Source organism: Nostoc sp. UIC 10890 (assembly GCF_054786515.1).
The window spans coordinates 1-13,674 of record NZ_JBSGKF010000020.1 but is presented as its reverse complement, the minus strand read 5'-3'; the positions used below and the strand labels follow the sequence as shown (position 1 = coordinate 13,674).

At 39.4% G+C, this 13,674-nt stretch carries 5 protein-coding genes; 4 read left to right on the top strand and 1 reads right to left on the bottom strand.

Annotated elements, in window-relative coordinates; genetic code table 11:
- Positions 1-133: 133 nt before the first annotated feature.
- From ACWATR_RS37100 to ACWATR_RS37085, 4 genes are all read left to right on the top strand, one after another.
- The gene (locus ACWATR_RS37100) at positions 134-5,239 is read left to right on the top strand and encodes an HTH domain-containing protein (RefSeq protein ID WP_460344449.1); all 5,106 of its coding nucleotides are present in this window, start codon (positions 134-136) and stop codon (positions 5,237-5,239) included.
- Between the two features lie 176 nt (positions 5,240-5,415).
- Entirely contained in the window at positions 5,416-6,576 is a 1,161-nt protein-coding gene (locus tag ACWATR_RS37095) for a restriction endonuclease-related protein (RefSeq protein WP_460344446.1), read from the top strand.
- Positions 6,573-9,965, top strand: a complete 3,393-nt coding sequence (locus tag ACWATR_RS37090; RefSeq protein ID WP_460344443.1) for a pPIWI_RE_Z domain-containing protein — start codon at positions 6,573-6,575, stop codon at positions 9,963-9,965. The genes ACWATR_RS37095 and ACWATR_RS37090 overlap by 4 nt, the downstream gene beginning before the upstream one ends.
- A gap of 5 nt (positions 9,966-9,970) precedes the next feature.
- The gene (locus ACWATR_RS37085) at positions 9,971-12,760 is read left to right on the top strand and encodes a pPIWI_RE module domain-containing protein (RefSeq protein WP_460344440.1); all 2,790 of its coding nucleotides are present in this window, start codon (positions 9,971-9,973) and stop codon (positions 12,758-12,760) included.
- Positions 12,761-12,998: 238 nt separating this feature from the next.
- Here ACWATR_RS37085 and ACWATR_RS37080 read toward each other — a convergent pair whose 3' ends face one another.
- Positions 12,999-13,139 (bottom strand): hypothetical protein, encoded by a 141-nt coding sequence (locus ACWATR_RS37080; RefSeq protein ID WP_289794568.1) that lies wholly within the window; start codon positions 13,137-13,139, stop codon positions 12,999-13,001.
- Between the last annotated feature and the right edge of the window lie 535 nt (positions 13,140-13,674).

Sequence of the window (13,674 nt, the reverse complement as noted above, 5' to 3'; positions counted from 1 at the left end):
TCAGATATCTGAGGCTACGATCAATTACTACAGTGTACTCTCACCTGCTGTCCCTAAGCGTTTAATCAACTACCCTCAGCCTGTTGACTGGTCATTAATTAAGCGAGACGACGAAAGTTTAAAACGTCTACGCATGGCAGCAGATAAGTTTAACCACTTGGCATCTCAAACTGAGCGAGGAGAGAAAGAACGCCAGTATTGGCAAGTGTGGTATTTAGCTTGTTTAGCTAACGACCCAGACCGTCAGTCAGAAGCTCAAGACTTATGCCGTACCCTTCTTGCTGAAGACCCAACTAATCCACAAGCAATTGTTTGGGGAACTGTTCGCAATTATGAAATTGATTTAGTTGCCAGTCAGCAAGTATTGGAAGTATTTGTGGAAAAGTCAGGCAACGATATTGAGCGTATTGCGGCTCTGTTTGGAATATATATTTATTTTGGGATTACTAAGCAAGCCTTAGAGTTACTAAATCGTAACAGAGAGAAATTTGAGCAAACTGGAAACCAAGAATTATGGCTTTTTTGGCATATTCAAGCTTTAGCAATAAACGGAGAGTTTGATACTGCGTTTCAAGAAGCCGAAAGCTGTAGCAATCTCAGTTTTCGTCGCAGTATTCAAGAAGGTATCCGTAGAGAAAAAGCGCGGATGAGCGGTGAATGGCAGGAATTTGCTGAATATCTAGATAAAAGCTGGCAGGAAAGCCGTAATGGTCAATATTTATGGGAATCTTGTCAGTTGCAAGCTAGTTTACAAAACTGGGCTTATGTAGCCGATAAGGCAGATGATTTAGTAAACACAGTAGGAACAGCAGATGCTCTGGGTCTGGCAGCACAATCTGCTTCACAGGCTGGTCGCTATGAGCAATGCTTTCAACTTTTGAATAAGCATCAACGGCTTTTCCCTGGTGGGAACTTACCTCCATATTTGCGTCGCTTCAGAGCCTATTGTCAAGCCAAACTAGGGTTGATTTCACAAGCTGTCGCTGAGGCAGAGGATTTAGTGCGATCGCAAGAGACGGTTGAAAACTTAGTAACCTTGATAGGACTTCAGCGAGATCAAGGAAATCTTCGAGGAGTAGCGATTACAGCTTCCCGACTATTAAGGCATGAAAATGTTCACCCAAATGCCCTGTTGCAGGTAGCAAGGTGGTTATTATCAGAAGATCCTGAATTGTCACGTCAGTTATGGCAGCAGGCAATTACTGCAACAATTGAACCCGAAATTTTAGGGGAAGTGATTACATTAGGATACAACTTGGGATTAGATCGTGAAGTCCAACCTTTTGCACAACGGGCAAGGATTCTTGCTATAAGCGGAGAAGGCCCATTTCATGCTGTAGAAGTGCATGAACTTCTTGAACTACAAAGAGAATGGGCAGAAAATGCGGCTTCAATGAATCGCAAATATGACAATGCTGAAGCTCCGATCCATTTAATTGCCCAAGCGCGTAGATTGGCACTCACTAGCATTTTCCGAGTTCTTCTCAATGAAAATGCTAACAAACCTAATCCCCATATTCAGCCAGCAGTATTGATACGCTATGGGGCCCGTCCCTTTCCAGAAGAATTTGCAGACTCCAGCAATCAATGGCGACTGCACCTAGACATATCAGCCTTTTTGCTAGCTGCTCACCTTGGTATTTTGGATGTAGTGGAACGACGATTTAGTCCAATTCGGATTTCTGCAACACTACCAATTGCTCTTTTGCAAGAGTGTGAGTACTTCCTACAGCATCAACCTTCTCGGCTAGCAAATCACCGCGAAATCATACGACTGTATCAATCAGGACAATTACGAGAACTATCTCAGTCTCCAACACCAGAATTTAATGAATTAATCGAACAATTGGGTGAACAATCAACTATTTTGCTGGAGCAAGCTCGTGCAGAAAACGGTTTTGTGGTTGAGTTCTTGCCGTTAGCACGACTAGATAACAACGATGTAAAACAGCCCGTTACGCTTGATGAAGCAGATCAGCAACGAATGATCAACTGTCGTGCGTTGGTCGAAGTGTTGAAACAAGAAGGCATTTTATCCAGTAACTCATATGAAACGGCATTGAATGATCTTGGGGATCAAAGGTATCAAGATTTGCCACCAAAGTTACCAGCACGGAATGACTTGATATTTGTTAACTCTGAGTTAGCTAATCTCTTGGCTGGGTCAGATTTACTGGCAAGAGTCTGTCGCCATTTTCGAGTTTTTGTAACACATGACTGTATTCGTGAAGGACAGGCAGCAATCAATGCCTATGAGCATTCATCTGAAGTTATAAGATGGCAGAGAGGGCTTATTCAGCGTGTTTCAACTGGATTAGAGCAAGGAAAATATGAAGCGATCGCAGTTGCAAATCCTGACTCCGAACAAGAGCTTGAGTTGCTGCATTCATGGAAAGAGAATGGATTAACAGTATACGACTTATTTAGATATACGCCTCAGCCAGGAGATGTTATTTGGATTGACGATCGCTTCTTCAGCAAATACCCGAATCGAGATAACATTGTGCCAATCATTGGTGTGTTAGATATTTTGGAGGCATTACGGGTAAAAGGGGATCTAAATGAAACAAGTTACTACAAGAAAATTTTACAACTCCGCACTAGTAACATTCGGTACATTCCCATCAACAGTAAAGAAATTATTTATCATTTGAAGCAAGCACAAATAGAGAATGGAAGAATTCGGGAAACGGAAGAACTAACAGTCATTCGTCGCTACGTCGCCTCTTGTTTATTAGATTTGCATAGACTTCAGCGTCCTCCGCTACCTGAAGGCTCACCTAGCCCTGACGGTGAAATGATGTTTATCTTTGAGTGCTTACGCGCAACACAAGATTCAATCGGCGAAATTTGGGTAGATACCAATTTTTCAGAAGAAATAGCCATTGCTTACTCTGATTGGATTTTAGAAAATTTATATACTGGTATTTTTGGTGTTCGACATTTATTGCCCAATATTGATCTAAATAGTGATGGGCTTGATTTTATCAGCCAAGACATTAGCACTTTGTATTTTCAAGGTCTTAAATTTTGGGAAATCGAAATTAACGCTATCAATGAGACTCCCAATCGTTGGCAGAAATATTTTGAGTGGCTTGAGCTACGAATAATAGACAGACGTTTTAAAGCCAACCCAGAGTTAAGTATTTCTGTGGCGCAATTAATCAAGAACATTATTCTTTATCTGGGGCGAGAGCAAGAAGGTGATGAATCACTGCAAGACTTGAACCAAATAATGTTGCAGCAGTTTTACCGGGAGCTTCCAGAAATCCTAAAGGATGAACTCAATACCGATCCTGAATTGATGGCTTATCTTCAGATTCAAATGGTTGAATCTATCAATCTCACATTGCCAGGTTCGCCCAGTTCTCTCGTATTTCCGGTATTAGAATTTTTACCAGCGATCGCAACAGCGATTAATGACCAAGATACTATAATTACAGCATTACAGCCACAAACAGCTTTTAAAATTCAGGCAGTTCAGAGTAATTCTTCCATTCAACTCCGCTTTATCAATGAAGCAGACTCAATAATTTATGTGTGGCAAGACGATGTAATGCTTCTGGCATCAGATAATCCTAATGTACGCGAACAAGTTTTGCGATCGCATCATTTCTGGTTTGACTGTGATAATTCTAGGTTTGAAAAGGTGATTGGCGAAATTCTATCCACCACAGACCTCCGCAGACGTATTGACCAAGCAAATGTATGGCGTAATCAATCAGCAGCAGTTTTTTACTTATCATTTGAGCAGAAATTACGTCACGCTCATACCTTTAGAATTGATGAGTTAATCCCTTCATCAGGTGCTGGTCTGCTACGACATTTTCATCTTGAACTATGTGCAGCAGAAAATTTGAACTTTCATGAAAAATTAAACAGGGCAGCAGAATCCTTATTGCTTACCGAAGGACTTGAGATTTGCCTAGAACGTCTTGCTTGTCTTCCGGTGAAACTTCCTATGCAAGTAAGAGAAGCATTTAGCCAGTTACCATCAACCGAGAGACAAGCTTTGCTACATAGGCTTGTACCTCAACTAGCATCTCCGGTATGCAAACTACATCTGATTGATTTAGCACTGCTTTGTCCCGACTCAGCTGGCTTAGTTCAAAATATCCTTGACGAACTTTTTGATGAACTGGGTGAAATTCACTTCCGATTATTTAAAGCGATTCTTAATCTCTTGGGTAGTGAGTTTAGTTACTGGAGTGAGACGAGAGAATGGGTATCGTCTATTCAACTAGCAATGATTTGGGCACATGCAAGTAAACTGCATAATCTGCTCTACCATCCCACAATGCAATTAGAAGAGTTGACTCAAGTCTTAGAAAGGAATACTAGGTTTCTCCCAATGAGTGCCGACATTCTTGATCGCAATCCAGAATTCTGGAATGATGTTCTCCACCCTCGGCGACTTAGCAGGATGAATCTGGTAGTTCATGGACTGGCAGCAATCTTAGTAGAGCATGATTCAGAGTTTCTCAAAGCAGTAGAAGTTCCAGCAAAGATAGCTGCCTTTGCTGTTAAAACTGTTGAAGGTCAGCAATACCTTGCTACAAAATTATTTCATGATGACTCATCTCTGGCTCAAAATAACTTGGGATCTCTACTAGGCGGAGAACGCAGCGACTACTTAACTCCTTTACTTGGAACAGACTTAGGACATCAAGTTGCATCTAATAATTTAAAAGCATTGGTAGAAAATGCTATTGATACTCTTTCTAGTGAGCCTCTATCTAAAAATGAATGGTTATTGATTATTGGAATAATTCTAGACTTACCAATCTACAAAGATTTAACAGATAAACTTAACAGTCTAGTGACAAATCTCAATGTAGTTGAAATTTATAAGAACGAACCATCTACTGCAATGTTTGCCCTGATTGTAGCGTCAGATCATGCAGTCAATACTGGAAACAAAAGTTTATGCTCACGATTAGAACAAGACTTAATTCAGATAGCCAGTTTAATTAATATTCAAGAAAAGATAGAACAGGTAGATGATGGGATTTATGCCAATGTCTTAGAAATTGCTCTCAAACTTGCTATAAGACCAAACGATCCACGCAGGACAAGCCGCTCCCTAAATATTCTACTGGACAAACTTTTCCTTACTTGGTTACGTTTTGCGAGTAGGCGCGTTAATGGATTATTCACTGTAACTCAAGATTTACCTGCTAATCAACTACATGGATGCTGGAAAACTATCTTACTTTTTCGAGCTTTATGTACTGAATAATGCGGATACAAAATGCTTTTAAGTATTTACTATTGCCAAAATGATATGTAAGACTCATTGCGATAATTTTAGAGATGTAACCCAGTCATTCTATTACCTTTTTTAAAAAAGAATATTAACCTTTTGTTAGTTAAATTCAGATTATAAATTAATGTACATTTAGCCCACTGATAATTATGTTCAAATCATCAAATATAGAGACAGATAAAACAATACAAGCGAAAAAAATTCTTACTTGCATAGCAGTAGGACTAGTAGAACAACAAGAACAAATCACTAAAAAAAGTGTCCCTCCTATCACTAGTCCTAACGAACATATTAAATCTGGACTTGAACAATTATCTGTCTTGTGCATCAGCTACAAAACCATGCCACCTTTGCATCATAAAGAGGTAGTAAATTGGCTACACCAACCTGTAGAAGATTGGTCTGGAGTCGGGGAATTAATGGCTGATGCTAATCTTTTCGGCTCACTTTTATTTCTGGGACAACCTACAGATTTAGCTTACGAGTTAAGTGAAAGAATACGCTCAGGCAATCCTGACATAGAAATTCAAGACATTCCTTTCAAAGAAATTCTGGAATACTGTTCTGAAAATAAGTTAGATGAGCAATACATAAAAGCTAGGCTATTTCTAGTACAAAATCCTCATTTAGAGTGGGGAACCAAAATTATTAACAGCGATTTAGATTGGGAACCTGAAATTCGCTCCTTATTATGTGCCACTTATGAACGTATCCCCCTAACTTGTCGGGTTAAACAAAATGGGGTTGAACAGATAGCACTATGTCCAAGATGTGGATGGACTTTGGAGTGGCAAGGCTCTTCACGTCGTCGTGCAGTTTGTTACAGCGATTTGTGTTCCCGACTTGTTAATCTAAACGCTCCCGAAAAGTGGATTCCATACCGTCCAGAATCAATGCGAACTATTCGCGGTATCCAGGCTTCTGTAGTGGCTCCAGAACGGTCATTAATCCAATTAAGAGATACTCTAGTCAATCTAGGCATAGATTGCTCCCTTTGGCCCAGTGTAGATAATTATGATTTAATGATTAAATTTCCAGATGGGAAAGTTTGGGCAGTAGATATGAAAGACCAAGCAAATGCTAGACAACTGGCTTGTTCTTTAAAACCTTTCAAACAATTTCCTGCATGGAATAAAGCTTTTTATATTTTTCCGGATTACAGATACAAAGGTAAATATAAAAAAGTATTTCAAGCTGTTTGGGATGTGAGATGTCAAGAAAACTCTGCTCTCAGAGATATAGGTATTTTCTCGCTGAAACAGTTTCTTGGTCAAGTTAAAAATTTTAAATTCTCTGAGGAGCAAAAATGAGAGATTGGCAAGATTGGTTAAAAGAGATTAGTAAAGAACTCCTCCGATTAGGACAAGATGATTTAATTCCTGTTACCTTTACCAAAACAGAAAGTAAAAGATTCTTTGAGGTTGAATTAGTAATAACTCTCCACGCCGAAATTTATCAAAGTGCAAGCAACAGTAATATTAAAGAAGCCTGGAGTTTATTAACAAACTTCATTCCGACCGAATTAATGAACAACCAGAAGCTGATAGAAGCTTGCACCAGAGTACGTCATAGAGTCCGGTATATTCGCACAGCAACAGCTTGGAACAAATCCCTTCTGTGGTATAGTCAACAACCTCTAAGCATCAGGCTCTTTGACGTATCTTTAGAGTCAGGAACATACACCAGGCAACCTGTAGTTAATTATGTTCCGCTGCGTGTAGAAACTATCAACAAGGCATTAAATGAACCAGCCGAGCATAAGCCCATATCGCGAAATTGGGCGAAATCAGAAAAAGAATATTGCTTTTATATTAATTCACAAGCAGTTTCAGTAGTTATTCCCACTAAACTAATTGAAGGAATTAAGGAGTGCTTATCTAACATTAGCACCACTGCAATACCAGTTAGTGAGCAACCAAGACGCCCATCTCCTTTATCTCCTTTGACAATAAGATTATGCGATTTAAGGGAATCAGCAATAAAACTTGAAGAAAAACTACCAGGACGAAAATGGCTTGAAAGATGGGAGCAGTTAAATTCATCTCTATCTTTAATAGGAGAAAACTTAGAGCCTACTGATGAATTAACAATAAATGGAATTTTTCACTTATTAGGACCTACGGGTTCTGGCAAAAGTACTATTATCTATTTGTCGGTACATGATTTGTGTGAAAAATATGCAATATCCGACAAAAATTTCCGTATCTGCATTATTGTTAATACGGTGACTGATGCCATCAATATGGCAGCTGATTTCGTAAAGATGGGCTTATCAGCTGCTCCAATATTGGGAAAAGCCAGAGGTTCTCATCAGTATCAATATGGAATGGCTCACGCCAACAAGCTACAACCAGAAGATTTATACCAACCCTATGATCCAGTAGAAGACACTCAGAATGCAGAATTATTAGACAATCCTGCTCTTCCTTGGCTAACAGGAAAATGTATCCTTTCCGGACTACTGGGTGAGGGTTCCATTCCGGCAGGTCAAGAACCCTGCCATAGTTTAGTAAGCCCAGAAGACATCAAAAAACAAGAAAAAAATTCCTCAGACAAAGTTACATATCATAGTTGCCCATTTCTTCCCATCTGTCCGGTTCACCAAGCAAACCGTGATTTAATCAATGCCTCTGTCTGGGTGGCTACTTCTGCTGCTTTTATTTACACGGCAATGCCTCCGGAATTAGTAGGAACTGAAATGCGGGTACTAGAAGCTGCCTATCATTACTGCTCCTTACTAATTGTAGACGAAGTAGATAGAGTACAAGTATCAATAGAAGACGACTTTGCTCCCTCTAACGATTTAGCTGGTTCTCAAACAGCCATACTTGATTTCATCGAACATACTTTAGCTGAGAAAGCTTTTTATTCAGGAAGAACACAACTTAATGACCCTCGTTACCACGAACTCAGAGGAGTTGCTAGGGAAGCCTCGCGATTATCAGACGCAATATTTGTCCGGCTATTTGAAAAAATACATTTACGGAAATGGATAGGAGAGTGGCCTCTTTATAATTCTTTAATTTACTATCAGTTAATTGATAATATACGCTCATTAGCACCGGCTGATTTCCCTGAAGCAGAATTATCAGGAATTTTATCCTTTTTAGAAGATGAATTTAAAAAGTACTATCTACTCCGCCCTTCATCAAATGGGTTAGAGGATAGTGAAATCAGCGAAAATGATTTAGAAAAGTTAGTCAGCGATGTCCGAAATGATAAAGGGGAAAATTTAATTAAAAAACTGAGAATTTGGCTACAACAACGTTTACCTTGGCACCTTCCTCAATCAGTACAAACACAACAGATATTAGAAAGATTAGAATTTAGTGTGTTGCTAACAGCAATGGATCGACAGGTAAACGAACTGGTTCGTTACTGGCTCTTAGCGACAGCGGAACTAGGCAAAGGACTTTCTTTAAGCCAAAATCCTCCAGATGAGTACATAGATTTAAATGTAGAATCACCTCTCGGTCATCTGTTAGGATATCAATTTGTAGACCAAACAGAGGAGAAAACTCCAAAGGGCTTACTAAGATATTTAGCTTGCTTCGGTTTGGGGCGTTATTTGCTATTGAAGTTTCCATACTTGTATGTAAATTTAACTGGCGACTATGGGCCTCACACACTAATAACTAGTGCCACCTCTTGGTCGCCTGGAAGTCCCCAATTCAATATTGGGATTAAACCCCGTGCAATTCTATCTCCACCCCCTGAAGCAGTGGAAGCGCTGTCTAACAGCCATTTTGAATTCATCCGAGTTCCAGATCGTACAGGAGAAGCAATAATAGTTAGCGGACGCTCTGGGAGAGGACGAAAAGATAGTCTACTGCAACTTACTCAGTATCTAGCTTTTGGCAGTGGTGGTAAAGACCGGATAACACAAGAGTTAGAGTACTGGGATTCTCTTGGCACACCAAGAGCTGTCATTCTAATTACAGGCAGTTACCCAGAAGCACAGTTAGTCGCTAAGGAATTGCAAGAATCTAGCAGGTGGAGAAATCGGGTAGATTGTCTTCAATCAGACAGAGACGAAAAAATTGCTGAATGGCTCCTACGAAGAGGACAAGTTGAACAATTTTCAACAAGAGGGCGTGATTTATTGGTAGCACCTTTGGGAGCCGTACAACGCGGATATAACATTTTGTCACCAATAACCAACAAAGCCTACTTGGGCAGTGTATTTTTTTTAGTACGCCCTTACCCAGTGCCAACAGATTTCGGTAGGCAAATTAGAGCGATAAACCGTTTGGTATTTGATGATATTTTACAAGGAAGTAATATTTTACCGTCTAGCTTAGGAGAAACGGCAGCAGAAGCGATCGCTAAATTGCGAAGCCTGTCTTACAAAAACTGGCATCGACGACTCAGAGCTTCACATCATGGCTCGGCTTCCATTGATGTTGATTTTTGGCATGAACTTCTTTGGGATCAAGCTGTTTCTATAGTACAAGCTTTGGGCAGAGCTACCAGAGGAAATGTTCCTACAAGAGTCTTCTTCTGTGACTCAGCATTTTATCCACAAGGTGCAGAACGTAGTCTCCTGAAAGGATGGGTAGAAATTTTTGGAGAGTACCTTTCTCCTAATAGCAATAAACCCCAGGTAGAACAACAATTAGCCAGAATTTTATATGGGTCAATTTATGACCGTCTAAAAGCTCTGGTAGAACATTTAGAACATAATAGCAACGGACGGTAAATAAAATGACTCAAGCACAAGAACAATTACCTCCCATTGACAGGCTACAGACTTTAGCTTGGTTATTCAATAATAATTTTGACCCTTTAGTCATGGGAGAAGTGTATGGATTAAGACTGCCGGTAACTTGGATAGACATTATAAAAGGTCTAGCAGATGTAGACCATACTCCTCCCATACTGAGTCTCTATGCAGCTTTAAGAGGTTGTGCCTCTGACATTCTCTACATTTTTCCTAACTCCTTTTCTCGCGTTCCAGAAATTAGACCAGAGTATTGGATAATTGTTCATGCTTATAGTGGTTTAATTGATTTAAACCAATTTTGGGCAATTATACAAAATTGGTTGTCAGTCAACTATGACCTGAAAGTAGTCAAATCCGTCCTAGCTGAGATAGAGTCAGGCCGTGCCAAATTAAATTGGGAACTCATAAATTTAAAAAATGCTCCCTTTGATGTTCTAGAAGTGGTCTTGCCTGAACTCATAGCACGCTGGTTAACTAGAAAGGGATTTCAGTTAGGTTTAAGGAATGCTAATGGTCATGAAGAATATTGGCCTTTAGTGGTGTCTCCATCTACTGGCAAAGAGGCTTATCTAGTTACCTGGCCTCCTATCAACTATTCACCTTCCAATAATGCTGAACAAGTAGCTAGGTATTCATATTACTTAAAGTTTTATATCGCTCCTCCTAACGGCAAAACTCCCTACTTGTTGCTATTTCAAGCAGGTATTAGACGCTATATTTCTAAACCTATGACTGCTTGGGACAATCCGGGAAATCAACCACTTCCCGGTGCCAGACAAAAAATATTCCTGCCGAAAGGAGAAGACAGCAGCGTTTATGTAGCAATGGAAAATTTAGGATGGCTCAAGCCAAATTCAGATCCAAGTGTAGAACGAGAAACTACTCTAATCAACCTCAAGTTAATGCGACATGACTCGGTTATTTGGAAAGCTAGAATTGACAAAATTTTGACGATGATAGCTCCTCATATCGATATTCCAGAACCAATGCAGTTTTTAAGCGACCCCGCAAAATATGCACCACAATATTTACTATCACACAGAACGCGACTAGGTTCTCACCCAGTAGGAGTTGGGCTAGAACCAGCTGATAGATTTGAGTTATTTGAAAGATTAACAACAGCTTTACCGCCTGGAGTAGTGGCAGCGCCAATCATCAATAAAATAGACTTTAGTCATTGCAGAAAACGGCGACTTTCTAAACCTAAAGAAACATTTACCATCAGTGAGCAAGTCTACCGCATTAGGATTTCGTCTAATTCAGTAAACACTTTGTTAGAGGTGTTTAGAGAATTTTTAGAAAGCAAACAAGTACAAGGAACTGTTCAAGAAATAGACAATGAAACTTACAAATTTACCAACTGTTTAGGAGAAAGTTATTTATTGAAAGTAGACAAAACTCCCTTGCCTAATGAATGGCTTTCTCCTTTATCTTTAGGTGGTTCTTATTCTGGTCAAGCCAAAGCAGCCGCCAGCAAAAACAGAGCTAGACTAATCGAACGCCAACTGGTAACGCAGCCTAAACCTAGTAACGAAAAACGAGGTATTCTTATCGAGTTAGTTGATTACCGGAAATTCGACAAGCAAAGGAGGTTAACTGACCCAAAAGCAGCAATTCGTTGGGGACACGCTTATGCAAGTTGGGTAAGTCAATTTTTACAACCAGAAACGGAATATATCAATCCAGAAGACTTTGCTCCTATAGATTCTAATGACGAAAAACAAGTTAAAAACTATGAAAGTAAAAAAAACAAGTTAAATACACAAAAAAAAGCTTACAAAGCAAGGTGCTTAAATGCAATTTTAGATTTAATGCGTCAGTTAAATTTTCCTTTAGGTATACCCTTTTATACGGGGTTTTATCAAACATCACTGCCTCATAATTTAGATATAATTGCTATCAAAATAATTCGCCTCAACGCTCGAAATAAAGGAGAAACAAAGGTAGTTATCCCTATACTTATCAAAATCCCTTCAGAAAATAATTCATCTCAAATGCAGGTGTGTTTACCAGGGGATTATGGGCCGACTTGGATGCCATATGATGAAAGTTTATTCACGGTAGCCATGTTTGAGCAGAAGTATAACTCAAACTATACCTCAGAGCAGATAAAAAACTTTGTGGGCCGAGCTTTTGCAGATTTAGAAATAAAAAATCCAACTCTACTATTATTAGATGACCAAAATCTCCGCCAAGACCTTCCTTCACTTTTAAAACTTGTGTCAGGAGACGAGGCGAAAGACCCAAATAATCTTTGGCATCAAAACAAACTTCTTTCTTGCCAAAATCCGCAACTTCTGCGTGTAGCTAGACTACGATATTCCAGTGATGGTTTGGTAGCTCACGTTTGTCCTATATCTGGGTTTAACAGGTATAGTGGCATTTATCATAACCCGGATTTTAGCTCTGCCTTTTACTCAATAGGTCGTTCCCCTCAATCTGCAAAAAGACCCGCAAATTCAAGGCAACGTGATAGAGTATCAAAACCAGGATGGAACCAATCTGCGCTAGAAATTTCTTGGTTATCTCTCCAATCAGAAGATAAGCCAGAAGAATGGACATTAATAATACATAGACTGCGAGAAGCCTCTCCATTTATCGATGCAGAGATAGTAACTTTATTGCCACAACCAGTTCATTCAGGTCATCAAATTTCTGAATATATATCACGATCAAATGTGGAGGAAGACTTCGATGATTTTGAGGATGATTTGTTAGATGAATCTTTAACTGAGCAAGCCCCAGAATATATCCAATTGAGCTTATTTTAGACTTGATATTCTGGTTAAGAGTTACTTGTATCGACTATATGGATGTAAAAAATTCAAACTAGTAATTAATTGAAGCTAGTAAAGCAATAGCCAGAGGTTGACGCAAGCGTTTGATTGGGGCATTTTCTATTTTTATTGGTTGCGTACAATGTGGCTCTAAACCCACTGGTGTACAGACCCCTTCAAGTCAAAAATAACACAAAAGATTAAAAGATTGTGCGGTCAGGCGGAAAGGGAATTAAGACCACCTCCGTTGAACTAGCGCAGATCCAGCCGCCGACCTTTGCTCTGGAGTAGAGTTAGGGTCACGTAGAACTTTACCAGCGTTGCTAGCAGCTTTTTGGCTGGTGCGTCTTGGGCGGAATTGTTGGGTAATCATATTCTTGTCCGTTGTAGTTTAGTTAGTAACTCCAACTTAAACAAGGAGTAAAAATAGACTTCAGTATAGGTAAACAGCAAATAGCCCACGCAAAAGCGAGTCCTTAACCTTTCGGTTATCTGCACTCAAATTCGCATGGGCTATCTACTGAAACTATTATAACCCGTATTTTTAAATTTGGGTAAATTAGTGAAAAATATTGTCAAATTTAGTTAGATGCCAATAAAAACTACGGTTTACAAATAAGCTTAATTGTAGTTTGATACTAAGCTACTCATAATTCAAATCAGATTTGAACTCCCAAAGCCCTATCTAATCTGCTTTTCACCCTTAGCGTACAATGCAACCCGTTTTGGCACTGTAACCTCAATTGCAACAATTTTAGACATAAATTACAAAATATAATCTTTAAGCGCGAGCTTCTTCCCACCAGAAGAATAATTGAGAATGTATCGCTTTGATGCAGAAACCACCCATGCCGAAAAACTGGATTATTAAAGTAGACAACTATTTCCATGCAAACCCCAATTGCATC